We start from the raw sequence: 24,234 nt of genomic DNA on the forward strand, positions 1-24,234 counted from the left end.
GTGCTTTCTCTTCCTGTTGATAGGGAGCGCAGCGATTGCGCCAATACGTCAAAGGGTTTCGTTCAGATAGGCCAGAAACTTGGCGATGTTTTCTTCGTCACGTTCATAGAAATTCCACTGGCCAACCTTGCGCGAGCGGACGAGACCGGCCGCCTGCAAGGCTGCGAGATGGGACGAGACAGTGGACTGCGACAGACCACTGATTTCGAATTGATGTGCACATACGCCCATGCTGAAAGGGTGCGCCTGGTTGAAGTGGTTCTCAGGCTTTTTCAGCCAGTTGAGAAACTTCAGCCGCACCGGATGGGCGATGGCTTTCAATGCGTCTTCGGGGTTCATCTCATTCCTGCATATCTAAACATCATGATATTTATATCGAGAATTTTCGATATCAAGGAATGGTGGGAATTTATCTCAAAAAAAAGGCCGCTGGATTTCTCCGCGGCCGACAGTTTTGAAGGTAAAAACCTCCAGAGGGGAACAGCACCGGACAACTGGAAAGCGTCGGGTGCTGATCAAGATATGGAGGCGGAATACGCTGGAAACAAGGGCAATTTCCCTTAATAATGCATTCAAATCCAGAAAATTATTGCGGGTAAAAAAAGAGGGCCGCCGGATTGCTCCAGGGCCCTTGTAATTGTGAAGGTCAAAAAACCTCCAGAGGGGAACAGCTGATGCGGCGGAACTGGGAGGAAAAGCCGCCGTGTGCATCAGCTATGTGCGATATGATGCTTTTATGGGCAGGCTTCAACTCTTTTTTGTGCAAGACAGGCATGCGTGCTGTGCATTGCTTGCCTGTTTTGTCATATTTTCTTCGCAAGGCTGCCACTGCGCCGAGATGAAATTCGGCACTATGGTACCGCTCATCGCCTTGTATTGGTTCATCTTTCAGGCACTGAGTGACGCGTCAGAAGTTCCAGTTGCGGGCCTTTGCCACGATGAAGTCGCGGAAGGCTTTCAGCTTGGCGGCGTTCTTCATCTCATCCGGGTAGCAGAAATAGGTATCGAAGGATGGGATATCGGCCGGAAGCGACAGCTGAATAAGGCCTGGATCGCGTCCCACAATATAATCGGGAAGGCAGGCAATGCCGATTCCCAGCAGACAGGCGCGCTTGATCGAGGTCTGGCTGTTGATCTGCAGGTGGGCAAGCCGCGTGTTGTCGGATGAGCGCCCGGCATTTTCCAGCCAGTTCACGTCCAGCAGGTAGTTGGGTGCAGGTTCGCCAAACGAGATGATCTTGTGGTTGTCGAGATCCTCGATCGACTGCGGCTCTCCATATCGGTTGATATAGGAGGGTGCAGCATAGACGTGCATGTGCACGGTGAAGAGCTTACGCTGAATGAGATCCGACTGCTGTGGCTGGCGTAGGCGAATGGCGCAATCCGCATGGCGCATGTTCACGTCCAGCTCCTCATTGTCGAGGATGAGCTGGATCGCCATTTCCGGATAAAGCTGGAGAAACTCCTGCACCTTGTCCGTCAGCCAGCCCTGGCCGAGGCCAACGGTGGTGGTGACGCGCAGTTTGCCGCTTGGCTTTTCGGTCGTCTCCGTCAGTTGCATCTTGACGGTTTCGAGCTTCAGCAAAACGTCATGCGCAGTTCGATAGAGCAACTCGCCCTGTTCGGTGAGGATCAGGCCGCGCGCGTGGCGATGAAAGAGCTTGACGCCGACATCCTGCTCCAGCGCGCTGACCTGGCGGCTGATGGCGGACTGGGACAGATGCAGCTTGTCCGCTGCGTGGGTGAAGGATCCAGCTTCGGCAGCCGCATGAAATATGCGCAGTTTGTCCCAGTCCAATGGCATAGGCATGCGGTTTGGTGCCCTTCTTTATTCGGCTGCAACAGCCAGCGGCGCCTGTGCCGCGAGATAACGTTCGGCTTCAAGAGCCGCCATGCAGCCCATTCCGGCCGCAGTGATGGCTTGGCGATAGGTATCGTCGGTGACGTCGCCTGCGGCGAAAATGCCTTCGACATCGGTTGCTGTCGAATCCGGTGCTGTCCACATGTAGCCGTTTGGCTTCAGCTTCAGCTTGTCCTTGAACAGTTCGACCGCCGGTGCGTGACCGATCGCCACGAAGACCCCGTGGATCGGCATTTCAGTGATTTCGCCGCTCTTGGTGTTGCGCAGGCGTGCGCCCGTTACCGATGGCGGCATGGGTGGCTTGGCCGGCGTGCCGGTGATTTCGGCGACTTCGGTGTTCCACAGGATTTTCACGTTCTCCTTGGCGAAGAGGCGCTCCTGCAAAATCTTTTCCGAGCGGAAGCTGTCGCGACGATGCACGACGGTGACCGACTTGGCGATATTGGCGAGATAAAGTGCTTCTTCCACGGCGGAGTTACCGCCGCCGACCACGATCACGTCCCTGTTGCGATAGAAGAAGCCATCGCAGGTGGCGCAGGCGGAAACGCCAAAGCCCTGAAAGTGCTGTTCGCTTTCGATGCCCAGCCACTTCGCCTTGGCGCCGGTGGAAATGATCAGCGTGTCGGCTGTCCAGACCGCGCCGGAGTCGGTCTTGACGGTGAAGGGGCGGACAGTCGTCTCGACCTCAGTGACCAGATCGTTGACGATCTCCGCACCGACATGCTGTGCCTGCTTCAGCATCTGATCCATCAGGAACGGCCCCTGGATCGGGTCGGCATAACCTGGATAGTTTTCCACATCCGTGGTGATCATCAACTGGCCGCCCTGTTCCATGCCGGCAATCAGCACAGGCTCCAGCATGGCGCGAGCAGCATAGATGGCGGCGGTATAACCGGCGGGGCCGGAGCCGATGATCAAAACCTTTGTGTGGCGGGCGGACATGGGACGGTTCCTTTCAACAGGGTGCAGGCAGCCGGATTCGAAGGTGGCGCCAGGATAGATACCCTTCTTGCGCAGCATTTAAGGGTGTCCAGTGCCGATATTCAAGGGCAGCCTTGCATTACCAACAGGGCAGTTGCGATAGAACACGTAATTTTGTGTCGCGAGCACGACGGATTATTGCGAATCCCGTCGCGTGGAGTAGAAGGAAGCACGTAACCGCTGACGAAGGAATGCATGCGTGGCCAGCGTCGAACTCGATGCCATCGATCTCAAAATCTTGCGTGAACTGCAGCGCGACGGCCGCATGACGAATGTCGAGCTCGCCGACCGCGTCGGCATCTCCGCGCCGCCCTGCCTGCGCCGCGTGCGCAAGCTGGAAGAGGCCGGCATCATCGAAGGCTACCACGCGATGCTGAATGCCCCCAAGCTCGGCTTCGATCTCGTGGCCTTCTGCATGGTGGGCCTGAAGCGCCAGTCCGAAGCCAACCTCAAAGCCTTCGCCGCCGCCACCGACCGCTGGCCGCTGGTGCGCCAGGCCTGGATGGTCTCCGGCGACAGCGACTTCCTGCTTCATTGCGTCGCCGAAAACCTCACGCAGTTTCAGGATTTCGTCATCGAGGTGCTGACCGCCGACGAGCATGTGGAGACGGTGCGGACGATGTTGACCATCCGGCAGGTGAAGCGGCTGGGATTGGTTGAGGTTTGAGAGGGAGGCGGTCAGCCTTCCTTTTCCCAGTTGGAAACGCCATCAACATAGGTCTTGGTCAACTTCCGCTCATCGCGCCACTCGCGCCCGATATCCGTGATGATAAAGCGCTTTTTCGCCCCGAGCATGTAGTTCTTGTAAGGACGCACGAAGTCCTCCATGGCCGGATTGATACCGTCATAGAACTGCTTTTCGGGATCGTAGCGATCATCCATGAGTGATGCCGCGGTTCTGGCAAAATCGGTTCTCAAGAAGGATGGCGAGGTTGCGAATAGCGGGAATGGCTTGCCGACCTTGAAACGGATGCCGAGGATGGTCTTTCTGTCCCAGCGGCGATGGAAATGCCCGTATCTGAAATTCCAGTGCTTGTGGTAATGGTTCAAGGATAATTGCGCCACGTCCTTATCGGAAAAGATGCGAAAGACTTCAGCTGGATCGAGTTGCTCATCAAGCAGCCAATCATCTTCGAGATGAAACAGGATTTCGGATTGCGCCTGCTGCCAGAGGTATTTCACCGCCTTGCAGAAGCCTGGTTGCTCTGGCGTGTGGATGTGAGCGTTCGGGAAGAAGGAGCGAATGACCGCGACTGTCGCGGCTTCATCATCGGCGTCACCAAAAATCGGATCGATATTGGCGTAGAAATTGGCGATTTCAAAACGATCGAACATCGAGGCCTTAAAGCTCTTCAGCGTTCTCTCAAGGAGCTCTGGCCTGCGGCCGGCGACAAGGCAGATATCGATAGGCGGCATGGGGTTATCTCTTCATCGCGTACAAAGCTTATGTTCGCTGACGTCTACCCATTTCGGCCTGCGCTTTCAATGAAGTCGTTCGATCAGCGTGTCAGTATGCCCAATTTCAACGAAACTCTCTGTCCAACACCTATAAAGGTCGGCGTGATCGGAGCCTCCTCGTTAAACGGGAGGATTGGTGGGATTAAGAGTGAAACGGGTTGCACGTCGTTGTTTCTTCCGCCAGAAGAAGTGCCGCGCAGGTTCTGAAGCCATTTGCATTTCGGTGCGCAGGTATCGACTAAGAAGGCATCCAAGTGACCCAAGGCTCCAATCAAAATGTCTTCAAACTTCTCATTGTCGAGCGCAGTTTGATCTCCAATCGGGGGCATCACCATACGCAGATCGGTGCCCTAAAATCCGTTTTCCCACAGGCCGAGATTCATATTGTCGCGGGTGAGGGGTATGACGGTTTTCTTGGCGAGGCAGTTGGGTTGATACCCGACAAGAATTTCAAGCTATCCAGATTGCGCGCTAAACGTTTGCACGGCTCTCTAAGGCAACGACTTCGCATAAATTTGAAAATGTTGTTCGCGGGTCACAAACAACTCGCTACATCGGCTTATGGGCAAGAACTACTCGACATCTGTTCGCGCTTAAAGATGTCGCGGAAAGACATGATCATCATTCCCACGGCTGATCTCGACTCGCTTGAATCCGCAGTAGATTTCAGCGGGCGGATGGGTGGAGCAGCGCCGACCGTCGCGTTGCGATTCCTGTCCGCGACCATGGGGGAAAACAATCCTCGCTTTTTCGAAAGCCGCCTGAATTCCTTCGTTGCTGATCTTCCTCCAAACATGAAGCTGTTCACCGAGACGGAAGAAATGGCGGAATTTTTCAGCAGCAGCTACAGGCTCCCTGTCACAGGTGGTTTTTTTATGCCTTGTAGTGTTGGTTTTGCGGACGATGATCATCACGCTCGCCGTGACGGAGGCACGTTTCGTGTGGGTGTTCTCGGAGCGCCTCGCTCGGAAAAGGGAAGTCACCGTATTCCTTCGATCGTTCGCATCACTGCTGAGCGCTGCGCGGGAGAAGATTCAAATCCCATCGATTTTGTTGTCCAAGGCTCGGCAAAAGATTTTTCGCCTAGCGGGGTTTATGGCGGACTTGCCGATGTTACGGGTACCGTTCGCGTGGAAGCAGTGAGCGACCGATTGTCTCCCGACGAATTCAAGAAAATGTTTGAATCTGTTGATGCCGTGCTTCTTCCATATGATGTTTCCGTCTACGGTCTACAGGGTTCCGGCGTCATCCAGGACGCCGTGCTTGCCAAGAAATTTTTGATTCACTCCGACGGAATGGCGATGAAGAGCTTTTTGGGCCACGGCAATGCCCTTTCAGCGGTAACTGATCGGGAGTTTGCAGATGCTATAGTGGCCGCCGCCCAGGAGCCATCTCAGTGGGCAAACGGCGTTTCTCTTGCCTGGCACTACTATCGTGAACGTTTAAAAACGCTTCCGATATCAAATCACCACAATCTTCAAAAATGAACTTAGTTCTTGTGCATTCGACACCAAGCTAGTCACGGCACACTGCTTCGAGTTGCTCCTGCAGTTTGGCTGGATCGACAATCATGTTGTCCAGATGGGAAGGGAGCGTGCTCGAAGCGGTGTTCGCCAACATGTAAAAGTAAGAGTGGTGGAAGGCCGACGCCATCGTGAAGTAGCAATTGTTTATCTTCGTATCGGCAGGATGAATTTCAAGGACTTTCGAGCCTTCGGGCATGAACATCGTGTTGACGAATCCAGCTCCATGAGGACCCGCTACAATCGCGGAATCGCTGAAGAGTTTGACCTGCTCCGAAAAAGAGAGATTCTCGCAATGAACGATCTCGAAACCGAAGCGAGAGAGTATCGGTTTTATTTCCGTTTCATTCAATACGTTTCGTACGGGCGCTTTGCTGCGACTGACATAAATTCTCCGCCCTTTCGGTTGCGATATCCCATAGTAACGTCTGTATAAATCCCCGACCTCCCTGATCACGTCTTCATTATAGTTACCTGTGTCAGCCACACGCGTCGGGAGCAGTAGCTTCCTTATGAGCGCGCCTTGACCTTGGCCAATAATACGTACCGCTCCAAGTCCCATTGGCTGAAGTGACTCTTTCGCATAACTGATGGTGTCATACATCGCAGGCAGTAAAATCTCTAAATCGGGCCGACCTCGAGTTGCAAGGTACAGCTTCGGAATAGCGTCTGTGAGCCAATGATAGTAGTTGCGGCTCCAGTTATCCGTTATCCAAACGCCGCCCTCTATTTTCATGGCGTTTGGCCTGTGGATCGCGCGCTTTGCTAAGGCTTTCAGGCGACGATAAGGACTTGGGTATCGGACGTGGGTAAAACTCTCCTTGAGCAAAGTATAGTCCTTGTAGAGCCATCCATCAGAATAGGCGGTTACATTTTCAAGCTCAAGCAGGTGGCTGGCTTCTCCGTCGTACTGAAGAAACTGCTGAAACAGATGTCGATCTTTTTCTTGAAAGTTCCGGGGTAGCGTCCGAAGCGAGGTAGTAGCGAAAGTTAGTTGCTGAACATTTATGGAGTAACGACACGCAGACTCAAAAAACATATCGCTTCTATTAACCACCTGAATAATCCGCGTAGTGCTCCCTCATGGGAGCCATTTAGTGTATCCGTCTAAACTTGGGAGAGTATGTGGAAGGATTTAGCGTACATTCCTTAGGCGATGAAGAATGCGCCTTAGGCGATTTTTTCGTTTTCTAGGTTTACAATTTTGTGCGCGGTAATGCGAGTCTGCTCCAACGTCTTCGTTAAAATCTTTGGGATGGACCAACGGGAACTCAATAGCTCTCCGGCTCATATTTGCGAGCTTGTGCTCTTCCTTCGTGTGGGTCGCATCAGGTCTAAAGCCAACATTGCTTATTAAATTTGTAGATGGTTGTATCGTCAATTGTCGCTGTTGCCAGAGCGTGAAAACGAGTTGGTAGTCCCAGGTATCAAAGCTCTCTTCGAAGACGCGGTCGAACGCTTTTCTCCAATGCTCACGCTCATTGTCTTCAGCTATTCCTTCCAGCCAGCGGCTATTCCTGATTTCGCCCCAGTGTGGGATGTCGACATCGTAATTCTCCCACACCCGCCGCCACGTCGCCCATCCCCAAACTAGCGGGTACTTACTAAAGTAGTACGATGCCAGAGTGCTCTGCGCTGTATTGTCGATGTTTGTTCCTGATATGCATCCTATGCGAGTGTCAGTCTCATAATGCTCAAGCAACGTGGTGCAGTAATCAAAAAAGCTTTGATCCGGTAGGCAGTCGTCCTCTAGGATTATAGCTCTATCAACGCGCTGAAAGACCCAGTCGAGACCAGAGGCGATACGATTCCTACATCCGAGGTTCTCCTCAGAGTAGTTTCGGAAAACCTCGCATGGCCAGCGAATGTCCTCCGTTAACTTCCGAGCAGCCGCACATTTTTCGCTTTCCCCAATTTTATCTTTCCGAGGACCGTCAGCAATTACGAACAATTTTTCGGGTTTAGCATTTGCGATAGCGTTCATGACCTGGGACGTCAGATCGGGCCTGTTAAAAATGATAAGAACCATCGGAGCTGGTGAAATATGTTCTGCCATCAGCAAACCTTTTAAGCGCGCACTTCAACTCTGCTTATTTACGCCTTGCCTTCCCGCATAACAAGCCACATCAACAGATGCCGACGAACGGTTTCATTCGAGTGCAGTGGGATTTTGACATCCCCACTAAACTCCCTTACACGAGCACGTCCTTGTGAAGGTGGGGAAAACGGATGATGAACAGAAAAGTGTTGGTGACAGGCGGGTCGGGCTTCCTAGGATCCCATCTAGTCGAAAGATTGTTGGAGCGCGGCGATGAAGTTTTGTGTGTAGACAATTTCTACACGGGCACGCGCCGCAATGTCGAACATCTCATAGGGCACAAGCGTTTCGAGTTGATGCGACACGACGTCTGTTTGCCGCTTTATGTGGAAGTTGATGAAATATACAATCTGGCTTGCCCAGCCTCACCTGTTCACTATCAACATGACCCTGTTCAGACGACTAAGACTTCCGTTCTCGGCGCTATTAATATGCTCGGATTGGCGAAGCGAGTAAAAGCTAAGATTTTGCAGGCTTCTACATCGGAGGTTTATGGCGATCCCGCCATACATCCTCAAAGCGAGTCCTATTGGGGTAATGTTAATCCTATCGGTATTCGTTCATGCTACGACGAAGGAAAAAGATGTGCGGAAACACTATTTTTTGACTACTGGCGACAACATCAACTGAAAATCAAAGTTGTTAGAATATTTAACACTTATGGTCCGCGCATGCATCCAGACGACGGTCGCGTAGTATCGAATTTTATAGTGCAGGCGCTTAGAGGCGACGACATCACATTATACGGGGACGGAAATCAGACGAGGTCTTTTTGCTATTGTGACGATCTGGTTGATGCAATGATCCGCATGATGGACACACCGGATTCCAATGTGGGTCCGATAAATATTGGTAACTCTAATGAATTTACTATTCGTGAGTTGGCCGAGTTAGTAGTTGAACTAACGGGTTCCAAATCAAAGATGGTGTTCAGACCGCTGCCTCAGGACGATCCCATGCAACGCAAACCCGAATTAGCATTAGCGAGCCAATTGCTGAACTGGGCTCCATCAACCCAACTTAGAGAAGGCCTAACAAAAACTATTGAATATTTTGATTCGCTTCTAACACAGGGCGACGTCGTACGCTAAAAGCTGTTTGAGCTGCGGAGCAGTTGCAAAGGAGACTCTCGTTTGAGTGATATCCATATTATGAAATGCAAAATCTGCGGCGATGCCAGTAAATCTCTGTCCAAAGAACAGGTCTTGGGCAAGCATTTCACGAACTTGTATGAATGCCAGTCCTGTAACTTCATCTTCATGGACCCAATTTACTGGCTGGATGAAGCTTATCAGCGCCCGATCACAGCGCTCGATCTTGGATATGTGGAACGCAATCTTCGCTCGGCAGATTTTGTTGAGCAGCTACTGGCCCCACTTCCACCTTCGTTGCTGTTCGTTGATTATGGCGGTGGAACGGGGATGTTCGTCCGGATGATGAGGGATAGAGGCTTTCGGTTTCACATCGTCGAGCCTTATACGGAAACGACTTTCGCGAACAATTGTGAAGCGAATGTAGACCGGTTCGGCCGATATGGGGCATTGACAGCGATTGAGGTCTTTGAACACCTCCCTAATCCTATCGCTTCGTTCAAAGAGATGCTTACGTTCAGTTCGGCAATACTTTTTACCACTGAACTCTACCCGAACTCTCGCCCTGCCTTCGGCACCTGGTGGTACAGTGGTCTTGAACACGGCCAACATGTGTCTTTCCACTCAGAAAAATCGTTGGAGGCCCTGGGTAGGCAGTTTGGATTGAAGTATAAGCGTCTCTCCTCAAATTGGCATCTTATCGCACCTGCAGATCACGCACTAATGAATTCTCCAACTAAATGGGGTGTATCGAAGTGGCGTAGACGTGTTACGAAACTATCTCACAAGGTAAAATTTTTATTCTCGAAGCCTAAGCGTCGACCATCTTTGTTGCAAGAAGACTATCGGCTAATGAGGCAAGCGTTTCGAAGCGGCACTCCTGAGCATACTCATTTGGATCACATTTGGGAGGAAGGCTGATTATGCTTGGAGGACGGGCACTAATCGTAGGGGCGGCGCGCGATTGCGCGGTGGGCCTGCTTCCGACGCTTCAGCGATTGGAGAAGCTAAAACAAACTTTCGATGAGGTGCGATTTGTCTTCATTACGAACGATTGTCGAGATGAAACAGAGCTTGTTTTGGCTGACTGGGCTAGCGATAAAACTAACGTGGAACTCATAAACCTTGACCACCTGTCAAATAATGCCCCTCAAAGAACTGCTCGTCTCGCAATCATAAGAAATATATGCCTGTCGAAGCTTTCTCGGCAGGGGAAACTTCCAGACGATTATTTCGTGGTTGCTGATCTCGACGGGGTTAATGCTGGCTTGGTGGATGAGCCAGGTCTGTCTGTTGCAATTGCAAACGCTCCCGTTGACTGGTGCGGTCTATTCGCTAATCAGCGGACACACTACTATGATGTGTGGGCACTAAGGCATGACGAATGGTGTCCAGGAGACTGCTGGCAGGAAGTAAGAAATGCTTCTAAGGGTATTTTCAGGAGGAAGGCTAGGGGCAGGCGCGCTGTCTTGAAATATGTCAAGCAACGTCAAGCGCATATTCCAAAAGATACGCCACCCATCAGAGTTGATTCTGCATTTGGTGGTTTTGGTTTATATAGGGTGTCTTGTATTCAGGAAGCATTTTATGTTGGGCTGACTGAGGACGGAAGAGAAATTTGCGAGCATGTGTCTTTCAACAAAATGATTAGCTCCAATGATGGCGCTCTATACGTATTGCCTGAGCTGCTAAATGACGCGCCGTCTGGTCACGTTTAGCGACTAGCGGAAAGTGCGATACCGCCTAGCGCATGCCAATAAATCGATGTTGTGCGATTACTAGAGAAGAGTGTTTGGATGACAAAAATGGGATTTGGATGGCTTAAACACGCCAACAATGTTCGCAAAAATCGAAGACGTGCTGACAAGGTGCTTCGTAAGGCGATGGACGGAACCGTAGCATACGGGCAAGAAGGTGAAGACCTAGTCTTAGCATCTATTTTTTTTCGCCTCAACGGGATGAAGAAAAAGACGAAGGGTTTTTATGTAGATGTTGGAGCTCATCATCCCTTTACCTATTCCAATACTGCAGTGTTTTCCAGCATCGGCTGGACTGGTATTAATATCGAACCCTCGCCGGACGCTATCCGCTTGTTTGATAAGTACCGACCTTTAGATCTGAATGTCCAGTCCGGAGTCGGAATCCAACGCGGTGAGTTGGATTACTTTATGTTCGTTGAGGCGGCGCTAAATACTTTTGATGCTGAGGTCGCTGCCTACCACAAAAATACTGGAAGAAAATTTTTAGGCGTAAAGAGGATATCTGTTAGACCTCTCTCAGATATCCTTGAATCGGCCGTCGATGTCTCGCAACCAATAGATCTTCTCAATGTGGATGTTGAGGGGTTCGATCTTCAGGTTTTGCAGTCAAATAACTGGGAAAAATTCCAGCCGCGGGTGGTTGCGATAGAGCAGCACGCTCTTGGTCTGGAGGATGTGCTGAGGAGCGAAGTTGCTCTTTATTTGAAGGGCTTCGGTTACACGGCATGGGCTAAAACGGCGAGCACAATACTTTACGTTTCTCCCGCCGATGTTAGATTTTTGAGGCCCTGAGTGAATGACTGAACATCTCGATGCTATTTTATGTCTAGTCCATAATGGTGACGCGAGAGCGCGGTTGGCTTTAAGGCAGCTGGAAAAGTTGGCTTGTATCGGCGCAAACTTGGATGCAAAAATCATCCAGTTCTCGTTCCAGCCGGTAATCGTGCCTCACAGCAAGCGGCATGCTTGGCGAAGAACATTGATATATAGACGTTTGGCAGAAGAATGGTCGCGCTATCGCAATCTTCCTCGCCCCAAAAAAAGATTGAGAGAGAAACTATCGTTCTACCGTAGGGCGCTAAAATCGTGGCGTAGAGAACGAGATACAGTCACGGCGTGGCAGCGTAGAAGCGCTATAGAGGTTAATGTAACCGATAAACATATTAGAGCGTGGTATAGTTTTCTAGAAACAGGGGCTGATTTTATACTGGTGATGGAGGACGACGCAGTTTTTGAAGTCGATACGTTGCTGTTATTTAAGGACGTCTTGCAATTTGTAAGAGAAAGAGTTGTTGAAGATAAGCCTTTATACATAGATTTGGCTGGCGGGTGTAGTCTGCAAGATCTTGAAATAGATTTTTTGAGGGGAGAAAAGGTTCTAAATAGATTTCGTATCTACAAAAGGCCTGTGACAAACACGGCTTGCTGTTATCTATTATCTCGTAGTTTAGTTGAGAATTTTGTCGCTACACTTATCGATCATCCAGAATACAGGCTCATTGGGATTGATTGGATGATGAATCAGTTATTCATTGATCTTTGGGCAAAAAACGTTGTGGTAGATTGTGTTCATGCAGAGCCTCCGATCATCCGGCACGGATCTGTCACGGGCGACTTCATTTCTTGGCAGCAACACTATAAGTGAATAAAAGAAGCGTTATAGCCGTCAACAGCTATACGATTGGAAACAACAGTTCATTAAACCAATCACCGTGTCACGGAAATTGGTCTAGGCTATTGCATAACGTCTTGAGTCCATAAGAAAGCTTGGTGGTTGGTTGCCACCCTAACGCTGTCAACTTCTCTACGCTCATCAATTTACGCGGCGTCCCATCCGGCTTGCTGAGATCGTGCTTGATCTCACCTTTGAACCCAATGATCCTGCAAACAAGCTTTGCTAGTTCGAGGATAGAGATATCTTCTCCGCTGCCAACATTGACGTGGCTTTCGTCGGAGTAATTCTTCATCAAAAAAACAAGTGCGTCTGCGCAGTCGTCCGCGTGGAGAAACTCACGTCGTGGGGTTCCGGTGCCCCAGATGACGATTTCCTTGTCACCGCGTATTTTTGCCTCATGCGCCTTACGAAGAAGGGCAGGCAATACGTGGCTGGAGTTGAGATCGAAGTTATCGCCTGGGCCATAAAGGTTCGTAGGCATTGCTGAGATGAAGTCGCAGCCGTATTGTTTACGATAGGCTTGTGTCAGTTTGATGCCCGCGATTTTGGCGATCGCGTACCATTCATTGGTCGGTTCAAGCGAGCCAGTCAGGAGGGCTTCTTCCTTGATCGGTTGTTCCGCGTACTTCGGGTAGATGCAGGATGACCCAAGGAAGAGCAGCTTTTCGACGCCAGCGCGGTAGGATGCCTCGATGATATTGCTTTCGATCATCAAATTTTCATAGAGAAATTCGGCCGGACGCGTGTCGTTGGCAAGAATGCCGCCGACTTTTGCTGCCGCCAGAAAAACCGCTTGTGGGCGGTTTTCCATTATCCATTCGCTCGTTTGCGCCTGGTTCGCGAGATCGACGGTATCGCGACCGACGGTCAGGACCTCGCAGTCTTCCTGTTCAAGCCGCCTGACGATGGCCGAGCCGACCATCCCGCGGTGGCCGGCCACCCAGACGCGTTTTCCTTGAAGGTTATAGATGCTCATGGCTATACGCCTTTTGCGATGGTGTCGGACTGCATGAGCCGCAAGTCCTCGACAACCATTTCTCTGGCCAGCTCCCGAACACTCGTCTCGTGCTTCCAACCCAGCTTCTCATGTGCCTTCGTTGGGTCGCCGATCAGGAGATCGACTTCCGTTGGGCGGAAGTAGCGGGGGTCTACTTCGACCAGTACCTTGCCGGTTGCTGTATCGATGCCCTTTTCGTCGACGCCTTCGCCTTCCCATCTCAGGGTGAAGCCAGCGTCGGCGAAAGCCCATTCCACGAAGGTGCGGACGGGGGTGGTTTCCCCGGTGGCGAGAACGTAGTCGTCTGGCTCGTCCTGCTGCATCATCATCCACATGCCGCGGACATACTCCCTCGCATGGCCCCAGTCGCGCTTGGCGTCGAGATTGCCGAGGTAGAGCTTGTCCTGCCGGCCGAGCTTGATGGCGGCGGCTGCGCGGGTGATTTTGCGGGTGACGAAGGTTTCGCCGCGCAGCGGGCTTTCATGGTTGAATAGGATGCCGTTGGAGGCATGCAGGCCGTAGGCCTCGCGGTAATTCACCACGATCCAGTAGGCGTAGAGCTTGGCTGCGGCATAGGGGCTGCGGGGATAGAAGGGCGTGGTTTCTCGCTGCGGCACTTCCTGCACGAGGCCGTAAAGCTCGGAGGTGGAGGCCTGGTAGAAGCGGGTCTTCTTTTCGAGACCCAGAATTCGGATCGCCTCCAGCAGGCGAAGCGTGCCTATGCCGTCGGCATTTGCGGTGTATTCCGGCGTTTCGAAGGAAACCTGAACGTGGCTTTGGGCGGCGAGATTGTAGATTTCGTCCGGCTGGGTTTCCTGAACGATGCGAATGAGGTTGGTTGCGTCCGTCATGTCGCCGTAATGCAGGATGAAGCGTGGGTTTTCCTCGTGCGGATCCTGATAGATGTTTTCGATACGGCCCGTATTGAAGGACGAGGAGCGGCGCTTGATGCCATGGACGATGTAGCCCTTGTCGAGCAGCAGTTGAGCCAAGTAAGCACCATCCTGGCCGGTGACGCCGGTAATGAGGGCTACTTTTGCTTTTTCGGACATCGGCTTGCTTTCATCTTTTCTTCGCGCTGGCGCGTCGAGCAGAAGCAGGCGCGCGTTCACGCTGCGATACCGCAAGTCGTCGGCAAAATAAACCGGGAAGTTGATGCCGATGTCTTGAGAGTATCGAGACCGGACCTTGCCGGCGACACATCTTGTGCTGTGATCGTTGAAAAGCCTATAGAGTCGCTGAGCTGCGAAGGCCTTGTTGGACTTCAAGAGTTGGAAGAGTGCGACATGAACCAGGCCATTCCCGTTTTCGTCATCAACCTTGCGCGTCGCGAGGACAGGCTGGAGCGCGTGTCGCATCATCTGGAAGAACGTGGCGTGGCGTTTACCCGCGTCGATGCCTGCGATGCGACGAAGGTGGATGAGGCGGTTCTGGATGGCGTCATTACACCTGCGGGGCCACTCGGTGCGCTGGGCCTTGGCGACCGGTCCTGCACGGTGAGCCATACCTATGCCTGGGAAGCCTTTTTGCAGACGGGCGCGCGGTTCGGTTTGATGCTTGAGGACGATGTGTTTCTCTCGGGCGATGTCTCCAGTCTCTTGCGGGCGGATGACTGGATTCCTCCTCATGTCGAGGTGATCAAGCTGGAGAAGTTCGGCTCCGGCATCTCCAGGGTTCTTTTGGGAGACGCCGAGATCAAGGTTCCTGGCACGGAGCGCGCTCTGCACCGTATGTATTCACGGCATGTCGGGGGCGGGGCGTATATTCTGTCGCGCCGGGCTGCGCAGATAGCGCTGTCCTATCGAGGGCGGATGAGGGTTCCTATCGATCATTTTCTTTTCAACGATACGGTGTCGCCGGTCTTCCGGCAGTTGAAGCCTTTCATCGTCCAGCCGGCAATGGCGACACAGCGGCACTATGAGTACAACTCCGATATTGCCAAGTTCGGGAAGGCCGCTCGCCCCACGGGCTGGCGGCTGAAATTGAGAAAGCTGCGTCGGGGCTGGAACGAGATCAGCCAGATCCACCGGCAGCTCGTGGTTTTCTTGACCAAGCGCGGCGCCATCAGAGAGATTTTCTGGAAAGATTCCGCGCCCTGACGGTCATTTGGTCTGCGTAAGCTTCAGTTTCTGGCTACCTTTATTGTGCGCAAGGCCGCCAAGCACGCTTTTGCCCTATAAGTCACGTGGACTATTATCGGACGCGGTTATATAGCGCTTAAGCATTGGCCGGGTGCGGAGCGATATTGGATGAGTGCCGAAAGAATTCTTCACATGCATTTCGGCAAGGAGGGCGGTGCCGAGCGCTTCTTCGTCAATCTGGCAACGGCTTTTGGCGATCGTGGGATCGAGCAGCGCTTTATCGTGCGTCCGGGCCGCATCTGGCGTGACGAGATCGCGGCCCTTGGTCCCACCATCGAAAGCGAGTATCGCCGCATCTCGCCAAAGGCGCTTTGGCTTCGCTGGCAGGTGAACAAAATCATGCGCGAATGGAAGCCGGATGTCGTCATGGCCTGGATGTCGCGCTCCTCGCGGCTTGTTCCAGCACATGGCAACAGCGTGCGGCTGACGCGGCTTGGCGATTATCCCCGTCATTTGAAGAATTTTCGTAACAACGATCTTATTGTCGCCAATGCGCCCGGTATTGCCGAGGCCTGCGTGCAATTGGGCTGGACGAAGCCGGTCAAGGTCGTCTCCAATTTCGTTCGTGAGACCACCATCAAGCCGGTATCGCGTGCCAGCATGGGTACTCCGGAAGATGCCTTCCTCGTTGTGGGTACCGGACGGTTCATCCGGCGCAAGGGGTTCGATGTCCTGATCAAGGCCGTGGCGCAGATTCCCGATGCCTGGCTGTGGCTGATCGGCGAAGGCGACAAACGGGCCGAGATGGAGCAACTGGTGCAGGAATTGGGCATGGCAGACCGCACCCGCTTCACCGGCTGGGTCGAAGAGCCGATGGATTATGTTGCCGCGGGCTCGATCTTCGTTATGCCATCGCGCCATGAGCCGCTTGGCAATGTGGTGCTCGAAGCCTGGCAGGCGGATGTGCCGGTGGTCTCCACCCGTTCCGAAGGGCCGTCCTGGTTCATCCGGGATGGCGAAGATGCGCTCATGTGTGACATCGACGATGTGGATGGCACCCTTGCGGCGATCAATCGTATCCGCACAGACGATCAACTGGCGGCGAAACTGCGAGAGCAGGGCAGGGCAAGGCTCGACGCCGATTTCCGCAAGGATGCGGTGGTGGATGCCTATCTCGATCTGTTCAAGCAGATGAAACGATAGGACGTTATTGATGGTCTCCAACTCAAACGACATCGCGCTGAATGCCGATTTCTGCTGCTACGTCATCAATCTGGATGGCAGCACGGAGCGTTTCTCACAGGTGTCGGCGTCGCTTGAGAAAGCCGGTGTCGCATTCGAGCGTCTCTCGGCTTTCGATGGGCGCAAGCTGTCCCTCGATACTGTTGCCGATTATGATGCCGCGGCTGCCAGACGCTATATGGGCCGCGAGTTGGTTGGTGGCGAAATCGGCTGCTATTACAGTCACTTGAATGCGGCGAAGGCGTTTCTTCGGACGGACAGATCCTACTGCCTCGTGATCGAAGATGACGCCGCACCGCATGAAGCCCTGCAGGCGATCGTGACGGAAACGATCGGTTTTCTCAATGCGCATGATCCCGAGTGGCGGATCGTGAACATGGGCAATGAGAAGCTTAAAATCTTCCGTCCACTGAAGACCATGAGCTTCGGGAAAAATATATTTACTCTTTGCTCCGCACACTATTTTCCGATGACGACAGGCGCCATTCTCTGGTCGAGGAAAGGTGCGCAGGAGTTCGTCGATGGACACCGTGTGATCTTCGCGCCGGTTGATAACTTCTTCCGCCATTGGATCACCCGGGTTGGCGGCGGCTATTCTTTCTTTCCAAGGCCGGTGTCCACCACCGATGCGGTCAGCGATATTGCGCATCCCGGAAAGATATCGAGAAGCCGTAATGCCCGCAGCTTCCTTTATGGTCTGCGCAAACAGCGGCGGCTTATGGTGGACAAGCTGATCGCCACCAAGCGGAAGTATTTTTCGTGAGTTCGAGCCGTTACAGTCACCTTACAGTCCAAGCCCGAGAAAGTGCGTTACGATGAGCGTGAAGCGGATATTTCATCTGCAATTCGGCACGGATGGCGGCACCGAGCAGTTTTTCCTACGCCTCACCCGCGCTTTTCACGAGCGTGGCATAGAGCAGCAATTTGCAATCCGGCCGGGCGTGACATGGCGTCACGAACTTGACGATCGGGGGACGGTGCATGAGGGTTACTATCTTCGCCGCTGGCCCAACTGGTGGCTGCGCACGCAGTTGCTGAAGCGATCCATGAAGCAGTGGCCAACCGATGTGGTGATGGGGTGGCGTGCGCCGACGGCGCGGCTGATGCCGGACGCTGGTCACGCCATACGCGTTGTGCGTCTGGGAGACTATCCGCACCACGTCCGCTATTTCGGCAACACCGATGCTATCGTCGGCAATGCGCCCAACGTCATCGAACACTGCCGTACACTCGGCTGGCAGGGTAAGACGACGATTATTTCCAATTTTCCGGGCGAGGTCGGCACTTCCGTGGTCAAGCGGTCGGATTTTTCGACGCCGGACGATGTTCCTCTGGTTTGCGGTCTTGGCCGCTTCGTTCCGACCAAGGGTTTCGATACCTTGCTGCGCGCGGTCGCGGCGACGCCTCACCTCTGGCTCTGGCTGGTTGGAGATGGCCCCGATAGAGCCGATCTGGAGCGGTTGGTGCAAGAGCTTGGGATTCCCGATCGTGTCCGCTTCATCGGCTGGGTTTCGGAGCCGGCGGCCTATATCAAGGCGGCGGATATGTTCTGCGTGCCGAGCCGACAGGAGCCGCTTGGCAACGTGCTACTCGAAGGCTGGAAGGCGGAAGTGGCTGTGGTGTCCACCAAAACCGAAGGGCCGTCCTGGGCTGCGACGCATGAGGAAAGCGCTCTCTTCACCGAGATCGACGATGTCGAGGGTATGGCGCAGGCGCTCTTGCGTCTGCAAGGGTCGCCCGAGCTTCGAGCGAAGCTGGTTCAAGGTGGGCGAGAGCAATTGGCCGCACGCTTTTCCGCAGAGCGGATCGTCGATCAATATCTGGAATTCTTCGAGGAATTGCGTAGCGGCAGGCGATGAAGGCGGTCGCGCTGTTTCAGCTCAGGCTGGGACGGCGCTGTCCAGTGTTGCGATCGGAAAAGCGATATTCGGCTGTCTAAACGCGCGCATAGATGTCGCCGAGAGACCGGGCTTCACCTTCAAGCGCGAAATTCTCCACTGTCGTCCGGCGTGCAACTGCACTTCTATGCTGCATCATCTCTGTATCGCTTAAGAAGCCCTTGGTCGCTTCAACCATTGCATCGAGATCATCGCGGCCAATGACGGTGCCGGTTTCGCCTTCGCGCACCAATTCCGGAAAGGCGCCGACATCCGTGGCGATCACGGGTACACCCGTCGACATCGCTTCCAGAGGGGTGAGGCCAAATCCTTCCCAGCGCTGGGGGGCGATGAAGAGGTCGAGCGCGCGGTACCATTCGTTGATGTTGGTATGCTCTCCGACGAAGAGGATGCGGTCGGCAAGACCTGCGGCTCGCACTCTTTCCTTCAAGCCATTCTCGAAATCCACATGCGGACCTGTCGCGCGTCCTGCAACGATGGCCGACCATTGCGGGTGGTCTGGCAGAACGCGGATCATCGTGTCAACGAAGAGATCGGTACCCTTCTGATGCCGTGTACGGCCGAAGCAGCCGGCATATTTGCGCTGAGGATCGAGGCCGCGTGCGACCTTTGCTTCAGCCTTATCGGTGGGCGGGGAGAAGCGATCGGTGTCGATCCCGTGCATGATGACCGTGCTCGGTACGTCCAGATAGGAGGCCGTCTGGCTATTGGTGGCAATCACACCGTCCATTCTGGAAATCAGAAATTTGGTCCAACCGGTGTGCCTGCGCTGCGAGGCGGAGGTGAAGACGATCTTCAACTTCATGCGCAGAATGTCGCGCATGATGATGGCCGGCAGCATCTCTATATTGCGGCGCGCATGCCAGACCCGCGCTCTGCCTGCCGGACCGTTTTGCCAGAGCCGCCACAGATCGCGGAAGCGCACATATGGCAGGCTTTCGGGCAGGCCGGGGCCGATGACGGCGATCTTCTGCCCGAGCCGGTTCTGCACCGGCACGAGCTGAATGATCGTGGATGTCACGCCCGAGAGCCTGCGCTTGAAGTTTGGCGTAAGGACGCGGACATCTCTCAGATCGACATGGGGCAAGTCTTGAAGTCTCGCAACGGGAGCGGGGGATTTCAGTTCCAGTTGACGGACAGGATCTCGTAGCCGCGCGAGCCGCCAGGCGCATTCACTTCAATGCTGTCGCCCACTTCCTTGCCGATCAGGGCGCGGGCAATGGGAGAGGAAATCGAAATGCGACCTTCCTTCACGTCGGCTTCCTGATCGCCAACAATCTGATAGGTCTTTTCTTCATCGGTGTCTTCATCGATGAGCTTGACGGTGGCGCCAAACTTGATCTTGGAACCGGACATCTTGGAGAGATCGATGATCTCGGCGCGGGCGGTCAGATCTTCGAGCTCGGAGATGCGGCCTTCATTGTGGCTCTGCGCTTCCTTGGCGGCGTGATACTCGGCATTTTCCGACAGGTCGCCATGGGCGCGCGCTTCGGCGATCGCCTCGATGATGCGCGGGCGCTCTTCCTGCTGACGCCAGCGAAGTTCTTCCTGCAACTTGACGTAACCGCCCTGGGTCATCGGTACTTTTTCTACCATCTTTTTATTCCTTCACATTCGCACCGCGGTAGTCGCAGACACAAAAAGAAACAGGTTCCGGAGCAAAACTTCGGAACCATGTCAAAATCACAATTTGTCGGACTATATCAGAAGAGCATCCTGAAATGCCAGCAAATTAAAAGGCCCGTAAAAAACAAGCATTTTCAACGTGCTCCGCTTGTGATTTGACTTTCGTCATTGGAACATATAGAGAACATACTATGAAGAAGTCAATCAAAGAGCGGCTTGCAGTTCTCTCCGATGCAGCGAAGTATGACGCCTCCTGCGCGTCCAGCGGGACCTCGAGACGCAACTCGGCGCAAAGCGGCGGGCTGGGGTCGACGGAGGGTTCGGGCATCTGCCATGCCTATGCGCCGGATGGTCGTTGTATCTCGCTTTTAAAGATTCTTCTGACCAATTTCTGCATTTATGATTGTGCCTATTGCATCAATCGTTCGTCCAGCAATGTCGAACGCGCACGCTTTACCGTGGAAGAGGTCGTGTGGCTGACGCTGGAGTTTTACCGGCGAAACTACATCGAGGGTCTGTTTCTTTCTTCCGGCATCATTCGCTCTTCGGACCACACGATGGAGGAGCTGGTGCGCGTAGCAAAGGAGTTGCGCGTCACTCACGGCTTCCGGGGTTATATCCACCTGAAGTCCATCCCTGAAGCATCGCCGCATTTGATCGAAGAAGCGGGGCTTTATGCCGATCGTCTCTCGATCAATATCGAACTCCCGACCGATAGCGGAATTGGCAAGTTCGCGCCGGAAAAGCAGCCAGGCAATATTCGTCGCTCCATGGCGGATATTCGGCTGAAGATCGAAGAAGCGGGCGAGCCGACGCTGAAGACGAAGCGGGTCAAGACTTTCGCGCCAGCAGGGCAGAGCACGCAGATGATTGTCGGTGCCGATGGCGCTGACGACGGCACGATTCTCTCGACCAGCGCGCGGCTTTACGGAAGCTATGGCCTGCGGCGCGTCTATTACTCCGCCTTCAGCCCCATTCCCGATTCGTCGAAAAACCTGCCGCTCATCAAGCCGCCCTTGATGCGCGAGCACAGGCTGTATCAAGCCGATTGGCTCTACCGTTTCTACGGCTTCGACATTGGCGAGATTACTTCGACGCAGCAGAACGGCATGCTCGATCTCGATATCGATCCCAAGCTCGCCTGGGCGCTCGGCAACCGCCAGAAGTTTCCTGTCGATGTTAATTCGGGTGAGAGAGAGATGCTGCTGCGCGTGCCTGGGTTCGGCGTGAAGACGGTGAACTCCATCCTGTCCTCCCGCCGCTTTCGGAGGCTGCGCTTGGAAGATCTGGCGCGCTTTGGCGTATCGCTGAAAAAGGTGAAGGCGTTTGTCGTCGCGGATGGCTGGACGCCGGGCAAGTTGACCGAGCGGCCCGACCTGCGCGCCATGTTCACACCGCCACCGGAACAGTTGTCGTTGCTGTGATGTATGCGGTCGAGCTAGAAGGCAGGGGCAATTTCGGCGAATGGCGCGATGCCGCGCGTTCGCTTCTTGCGGCGAGTGTGGCACCGAGCGATGTGGATTGGCGCTTGAAGAGCGACCGCGGCACGCGTCTTGATTTCGAGCAGCAGGCCTCTCTACCGGTGGCGAAGACACCAGCGCAGATCACGGTTCCATCGGCCTTTCTGCCGTTGGCGGAAGCGATTATCTGCCACAGCGATCCGGCGCGCTTTTCTTTGCTGTATCGTCTCCTGTGGCGGCTGCAGCAGGACCGGGCGCTGTTGCAGATCAAGGCCGATCCGGATGTTCAAGCGGCCCGGCAGATGGAGAAATCCGTCCGTCGCGACAGTCACAAGATGACCGCCTTCGTCCGTTTCAAGGAAGTGCCGGGCGAGGGCGCGCAGGCACGGCGCTGCTTTATTGCGTGGTTCGAGCCGGATCATTTCATTGTCGAGCGAAAGGCGCCGTTCTTCCAGCGGCGCTTCAACGACATGGATTGGCTGATTGCAACCCCGAAAGGGTCTGCGCGGTGGAATGGTCAGTTGCTTGAGACGTCGCGAGAGCCGGCGGAGCGGCCGGATATTTCCGATGAAACGGATGAGTTGTGGCGCACATACTATGCCAATATCTTCAATCCGGCGCGGCTGAAGATCAAAGCCATGACGGCGGAAATGCCGAAGAAGTATTGGAAGAACCTGCCAGAGGCCGATCTTATCCCGGAACTTGTCATCGGCGCGGAGGCGCGCGTGCTTGGCATGGCGGCCAAGGCTGCGACCGAGCCGCAGATGTTTCACCATCGTATCCAGGCGGCGGCCGGAGCCAAGCCACAGGAAGTGCTGCTGGATGCAAATACGCTCGCTGGCGTGAAGCGCGAAGCTCAAAGCTGTCAGATGTGCCCGCTGCATTGTGCCGCAACGCAAACCGTCTTCGGCGAAGGGCCCGAGAAGGCGCAGGTGATGATCGTCGGAGAGCAGCCGGGAGATCACGAGGATTTAGCCGGGCGACCCTTTATCGGTCCAGCGGGTAGGGTGTTCGATCAGGTCCTGGGGGAGACTGGGATTGAGCGTCAATCGCTCTATGTGACGAACGCGGTCAAGCATTTCAAATATGAGGCGCGGGGCAAGAAACGCATTCACCAAAGACCCAATGCCGGTGAGGTTGAGCGTTGCCGTTGGTGGTTGACGCGGGAGATCGATCTCGTTCAGCCCAAGCTCATCGTCGCCATGGGGGCGACGGCGGTTTATGCTTTGACGGGGATGAAAGAGACGCTTTCGAGCGTTCGCAGCCGGCCGATCCCCATGGAGAATTCACGCATCCTCTTTGCCACGGTGCATCCATCCTACCTGCTTAGAATTCCCGACCCGGCACGTCAGGCGCAGGAGAGGGCGCTCTTCGTCGAAGACTTGCGCGCCGTGCGGCGATTGTCCGAAGCGTGAGGTGAAGCGTACCCGCGTTTGGTTCTTGCTGCCGCAGTAGAACAGTTCGTCCTTTTCGAAAATGCGCTGTTTCTAAACATTAAAAGCCGTTCATGAAGTAATTGTAATGCGACTATCTCCATTTTTGGGAGTTTAATCAGCATCAACATCCAACGATGGTTAGGATGTTGTATGTGGAATTCATAAAAGGATTTGTATCATGTATATTCGTAATAATCTTGCTGTTATTCTTGTTGCCGGTACTATGCTCGGCGGAATTGCTTACACTGCCGAAGCTGCATCGACAACTGCAGCGCAGACGGAAACCAAGGGCGCTGTTGTTCCGAATAAGGCCATCGACAAGGATGTTGGTCGTCTCTCCCAGGACGGCGCACAGGCCTTGGCCGACATTCAGGCAACACGCCTGGCAATCTTCAACGCGAAGCCGGATGAGGCCAAGACCTTTATCAACAAGGCGAAGGACGAGCTGCAGAAGGCCTCCAAGGACGAAGCAGTCTTCATGAAGGCTGAAGCGGATCTGACGAAACCGACCAAGGCACCCGTTGCCGGTGATGCGAAGGCGGATGCAAAGCCCGCATCTGCGACGCCCATCCAATGGCTGCCAGTCGACTCGCAGTTGACGCTCGGTGAGGACTTCAAGGCAACGCCTGAAAAGGTCGCGGCCATCACCGAAGCCAACAAGAGCCTGAAGACCTCCGATCGCCAGGGTGCGCTTGAGAAGCTCGCTGTCGCGGATGTCGATGTCGAGTTCATCACCGCCGCCCTACCGCTCAATCAGACGGTCACCGATGTTGGCAAGGCTGCCGACCTGATCAACCAGGGCAAGTTCTATGAAGCCAATGCGGTGCTGAAGGATGTGACGGATAATGCGATGCTTAACATCGTCGATATCTACGGTCAGCCTTACAAGGCAAAGGCAGAAAAGCCTGCCAATGCCGCAGCGGTCACGCCTTCGACGGACAAGGCCGCTGCTCCAAAGGGCTAATTGCCCTTCCACATACTGCAACGAAAATGGCCTCCCCGGTTGGGGAGGCCTTTGTTTTGAACACTTTACCTTTCGAACGGAAA

24 protein-coding genes are annotated in these 24,234 nt (G+C 54.0%); 14 read left to right on the top strand and 10 right to left on the bottom strand.

Translation table 11 applies throughout. The features are described from left to right. Positions 1–48 precede the first annotated feature (48 nt). The 3 genes from ACTJK5_RS02835 to trxB all read right to left on the bottom strand — a co-directional run bounded on the left by ACTJK5_RS02835 (position 49) and on the right by trxB (position 2,803). Positions 49–339 (bottom strand): ArsR/SmtB family transcription factor, encoded by a 291-nt coding sequence (locus ACTJK5_RS02835; protein WP_062426423.1) that lies wholly within the window; start codon positions 337–339, stop codon positions 49–51. A 568-nt stretch (positions 340–907) separates the two neighbouring features. Further along, on the bottom strand, positions 908–1,804 hold the full coding sequence (locus tag ACTJK5_RS02840; RefSeq protein ID WP_062426425.1) for a LysR family transcriptional regulator VtlR: 897 nt from the start codon (positions 1,802–1,804) through the stop codon (positions 908–910). Positions 1,805–1,828: 24 nt separating this feature from the next. Beyond that, positions 1,829–2,803 (bottom strand): thioredoxin-disulfide reductase, encoded by a 975-nt coding sequence (gene trxB, locus ACTJK5_RS02845; RefSeq protein WP_113178051.1) that lies wholly within the window; start codon positions 2,801–2,803, stop codon positions 1,829–1,831. Positions 2,804–3,041: 238 nt separating this feature from the next. Here trxB and ACTJK5_RS02850 point away from each other — a divergent pair, with 238 nt between their 5' ends. After that, positions 3,042–3,509 (top strand): Lrp/AsnC family transcriptional regulator, encoded by a 468-nt coding sequence (locus tag ACTJK5_RS02850; RefSeq protein WP_062598662.1) that lies wholly within the window; start codon positions 3,042–3,044, stop codon positions 3,507–3,509. Positions 3,510–3,520: 11 nt separating this feature from the next. On the opposite strand, the gene ACTJK5_RS02855 is transcribed toward ACTJK5_RS02850, so the two are convergent. After that, a complete protein-coding gene (locus ACTJK5_RS02855; RefSeq protein WP_113261762.1) occupies positions 3,521–4,258 on the bottom strand; it encodes a glycosyltransferase family A protein in 738 nt (245 codons plus the stop codon). A gap of 296 nt (positions 4,259–4,554) precedes the next feature. Between ACTJK5_RS02855 and ACTJK5_RS02860 the strand changes: the two genes are divergently transcribed. Then, positions 4,555–5,787: a hypothetical protein gene (locus ACTJK5_RS02860; protein WP_440611794.1), complete on the top strand. Its 1,233-nt coding sequence runs from the start codon at positions 4,555–4,557 to the stop codon at positions 5,785–5,787. Positions 5,788–5,815: 28 nt separating this feature from the next. Here ACTJK5_RS02860 and ACTJK5_RS02865 read toward each other — a convergent pair whose 3' ends face one another. Together ACTJK5_RS02865 and ACTJK5_RS02870 are read right to left on the bottom strand one after the other, a co-directional pair. Continuing rightward, positions 5,816–6,880 (bottom strand): glycosyltransferase family 61 protein, encoded by a 1,065-nt coding sequence (locus tag ACTJK5_RS02865; RefSeq protein ID WP_440611795.1) that lies wholly within the window; start codon positions 6,878–6,880, stop codon positions 5,816–5,818. 78 nt (positions 6,881–6,958) lie between these two features. After that, positions 6,959–7,879 carry a glycosyltransferase family 2 protein gene (locus ACTJK5_RS02870; protein WP_133178004.1) on the bottom strand — a complete coding sequence of 307 codons (921 nt, stop codon included), beginning with the start codon at positions 7,877–7,879 and terminating at the stop codon, positions 6,959–6,961. A 173-nt stretch (positions 7,880–8,052) separates the two neighbouring features. Here ACTJK5_RS02870 and ACTJK5_RS02875 point away from each other — a divergent pair, with 173 nt between their 5' ends. The 5 genes from ACTJK5_RS02875 (at position 8,053) to ACTJK5_RS02895 (ending at position 12,417) form a co-directional block, all read left to right on the top strand. Continuing rightward, positions 8,053–9,012: a UDP-glucuronic acid decarboxylase family protein gene (locus tag ACTJK5_RS02875; protein ID WP_112521333.1), complete on the top strand. Its 960-nt coding sequence runs from the start codon at positions 8,053–8,055 to the stop codon at positions 9,010–9,012. 42 nt (positions 9,013–9,054) lie between these two features. Beyond that, a complete protein-coding gene (locus ACTJK5_RS02880) occupies positions 9,055–9,933 on the top strand; it encodes a class I SAM-dependent methyltransferase (protein WP_440611796.1) in 879 nt (292 codons plus the stop codon). Between the two features lie 2 nt (positions 9,934–9,935). Continuing rightward, positions 9,936–10,730 (top strand): hypothetical protein, encoded by a 795-nt coding sequence (locus ACTJK5_RS02885; RefSeq protein WP_112521337.1) that lies wholly within the window; start codon positions 9,936–9,938, stop codon positions 10,728–10,730. 78 nt (positions 10,731–10,808) lie between these two features. Next, positions 10,809–11,564: an FkbM family methyltransferase gene (locus tag ACTJK5_RS02890; protein WP_112521339.1), complete on the top strand. Its 756-nt coding sequence runs from the start codon at positions 10,809–10,811 to the stop codon at positions 11,562–11,564. A 4-nt stretch (positions 11,565–11,568) separates the two neighbouring features. Beyond that, positions 11,569–12,417, top strand: a complete 849-nt coding sequence (locus ACTJK5_RS02895; protein ID WP_112521341.1) for a hypothetical protein — start codon at positions 11,569–11,571, stop codon at positions 12,415–12,417. Positions 12,418–12,487: 70 nt separating this feature from the next. Here ACTJK5_RS02895 and fcl read toward each other — a convergent pair whose 3' ends face one another. Next, positions 12,488–13,423 carry a GDP-L-fucose synthase gene (gene fcl, locus ACTJK5_RS02900; RefSeq protein ID WP_440611797.1) on the bottom strand — a complete coding sequence of 312 codons (936 nt, stop codon included), beginning with the start codon at positions 13,421–13,423 and terminating at the stop codon, positions 12,488–12,490. Positions 13,424–13,425: 2 nt separating this feature from the next. Beyond that, on the bottom strand, positions 13,426–14,496 hold the full coding sequence (gene gmd, locus ACTJK5_RS02905) for a GDP-mannose 4,6-dehydratase (protein WP_440611798.1): 1,071 nt from the start codon (positions 14,494–14,496) through the stop codon (positions 13,426–13,428). A 234-nt stretch (positions 14,497–14,730) separates the two neighbouring features. On the opposite strand from gmd, the gene ACTJK5_RS02910 reads away from it, so the two are divergent. The 4 genes from ACTJK5_RS02910 to ACTJK5_RS02925 all read left to right on the top strand — a co-directional run bounded on the left by ACTJK5_RS02910 (position 14,731) and on the right by ACTJK5_RS02925 (position 18,626). Beyond that, positions 14,731–15,543, top strand: coding sequence for a glycosyltransferase family 25 protein (locus ACTJK5_RS02910; RefSeq protein WP_440611799.1), 813 nt, complete (start codon positions 14,731–14,733; stop codon positions 15,541–15,543). 150 nt (positions 15,544–15,693) lie between these two features. After that, the gene (locus ACTJK5_RS02915) at positions 15,694–16,728 is read left to right on the top strand and encodes a glycosyltransferase (protein WP_112360277.1); all 1,035 of its coding nucleotides are present in this window, start codon (positions 15,694–15,696) and stop codon (positions 16,726–16,728) included. A 10-nt stretch (positions 16,729–16,738) separates the two neighbouring features. Continuing rightward, entirely contained in the window at positions 16,739–17,530 is a 792-nt protein-coding gene (locus ACTJK5_RS02920; protein WP_440611800.1) for a glycosyltransferase family 25 protein, read from the top strand. A 52-nt stretch (positions 17,531–17,582) separates the two neighbouring features. Continuing rightward, on the top strand, positions 17,583–18,626 hold the full coding sequence (locus ACTJK5_RS02925; protein WP_440611801.1) for a glycosyltransferase: 1,044 nt from the start codon (positions 17,583–17,585) through the stop codon (positions 18,624–18,626). Positions 18,627–18,702: 76 nt separating this feature from the next. Here ACTJK5_RS02925 and ACTJK5_RS02930 read toward each other — a convergent pair whose 3' ends face one another. Then, entirely contained in the window at positions 18,703–19,752 is a 1,050-nt protein-coding gene (locus ACTJK5_RS02930) for a glycosyltransferase family 4 protein (RefSeq protein ID WP_440611802.1), read from the bottom strand. 32 nt (positions 19,753–19,784) lie between these two features. Further along, positions 19,785–20,261 (bottom strand): transcription elongation factor GreA, encoded by a 477-nt coding sequence (gene greA / locus ACTJK5_RS02935; RefSeq protein ID WP_062426441.1) that lies wholly within the window; start codon positions 20,259–20,261, stop codon positions 19,785–19,787. Between the two features lie 221 nt (positions 20,262–20,482). Here greA and ACTJK5_RS02940 point away from each other — a divergent pair, with 221 nt between their 5' ends. From ACTJK5_RS02940 to ACTJK5_RS02950, 3 genes are all read left to right on the top strand, one after another. After that, positions 20,483–21,715, top strand: a complete 1,233-nt coding sequence (locus tag ACTJK5_RS02940; RefSeq protein WP_440611803.1) for a putative DNA modification/repair radical SAM protein — start codon at positions 20,483–20,485, stop codon at positions 21,713–21,715. Then, complete coding sequence (locus ACTJK5_RS02945; RefSeq protein WP_440611804.1) at positions 21,715–23,166, top strand: UdgX family uracil-DNA binding protein; 1,452 nt, start codon at positions 21,715–21,717, stop codon at positions 23,164–23,166. Before ACTJK5_RS02940 ends, ACTJK5_RS02945 begins: the two co-directional genes overlap by 1 nt. Positions 23,167–23,365: 199 nt before the next feature. Next, the gene (locus tag ACTJK5_RS02950) at positions 23,366–24,151 is read left to right on the top strand and encodes a YfdX family protein (protein ID WP_440611805.1); all 786 of its coding nucleotides are present in this window, start codon (positions 23,366–23,368) and stop codon (positions 24,149–24,151) included. The last annotated feature ends 83 nt before the right edge of the window (positions 24,152–24,234 follow it).

It is taken from the genome of Agrobacterium sp. 22094 (genome assembly GCF_052046015.1).
Classification (GTDB): domain Bacteria; phylum Pseudomonadota; class Alphaproteobacteria; order Rhizobiales; family Rhizobiaceae; genus Agrobacterium; species Agrobacterium cavarae.

Coding starts and splice junctions, on each gene's coding strand:
- ACTJK5_RS02835 (WP_062426423.1), bottom strand. CDS start 339: ATGAACCCCGAAGACGCATTGAAAGCCATCGCCCATCCGGTGCGGCTG.
- ACTJK5_RS02840 (WP_062426425.1), bottom strand. CDS start 1,804: ATGCCATTGGACTGGGACAAACTGCGCATATTTCATGCGGCTGCCGAA.
- trxB (WP_113178051.1), bottom strand. CDS start 2,803: ATGTCCGCCCGCCACACAAAGGTTTTGATCATCGGCTCCGGCCCCGCC.
- ACTJK5_RS02855 (WP_113261762.1), bottom strand. CDS start 4,258: ATGCCGCCTATCGATATCTGCCTTGTCGCCGGCCGCAGGCCAGAGCTC.
- ACTJK5_RS02870 (WP_133178004.1), bottom strand. CDS start 7,879: ATGGCAGAACATATTTCACCAGCTCCGATGGTTCTTATCATTTTTAAC.
- ACTJK5_RS02875 (WP_112521333.1), top strand. CDS start 8,053: ATGATGAACAGAAAAGTGTTGGTGACAGGCGGGTCGGGCTTCCTAGGA.
- ACTJK5_RS02885 (WP_112521337.1), top strand. CDS start 9,936: ATGCTTGGAGGACGGGCACTAATCGTAGGGGCGGCGCGCGATTGCGCG.
- ACTJK5_RS02890 (WP_112521339.1), top strand. CDS start 10,809: ATGACAAAAATGGGATTTGGATGGCTTAAACACGCCAACAATGTTCGC.
- ACTJK5_RS02895 (WP_112521341.1), top strand. CDS start 11,569: ATGACTGAACATCTCGATGCTATTTTATGTCTAGTCCATAATGGTGAC.
- fcl (WP_440611797.1), bottom strand. CDS start 13,423: ATGAGCATCTATAACCTTCAAGGAAAACGCGTCTGGGTGGCCGGCCAC.
- gmd (WP_440611798.1), bottom strand. CDS start 14,496: ATGTCCGAAAAAGCAAAAGTAGCCCTCATTACCGGCGTCACCGGCCAG.
- ACTJK5_RS02910 (WP_440611799.1), top strand. CDS start 14,731: ATGAACCAGGCCATTCCCGTTTTCGTCATCAACCTTGCGCGTCGCGAG.
- ACTJK5_RS02915 (WP_112360277.1), top strand. CDS start 15,694: ATGAGTGCCGAAAGAATTCTTCACATGCATTTCGGCAAGGAGGGCGGT.
- ACTJK5_RS02920 (WP_440611800.1), top strand. CDS start 16,739: ATGGTCTCCAACTCAAACGACATCGCGCTGAATGCCGATTTCTGCTGC.
- ACTJK5_RS02925 (WP_440611801.1), top strand. CDS start 17,583: ATGAGCGTGAAGCGGATATTTCATCTGCAATTCGGCACGGATGGCGGC.
- greA (WP_062426441.1), bottom strand. CDS start 20,261: ATGGTAGAAAAAGTACCGATGACCCAGGGCGGTTACGTCAAGTTGCAG.
- ACTJK5_RS02940 (WP_440611803.1), top strand. CDS start 20,483: ATGAAGAAGTCAATCAAAGAGCGGCTTGCAGTTCTCTCCGATGCAGCG.
- ACTJK5_RS02945 (WP_440611804.1), top strand. CDS start 21,715: ATGTATGCGGTCGAGCTAGAAGGCAGGGGCAATTTCGGCGAATGGCGC.
- ACTJK5_RS02950 (WP_440611805.1), top strand. CDS start 23,366: ATGTATATTCGTAATAATCTTGCTGTTATTCTTGTTGCCGGTACTATG.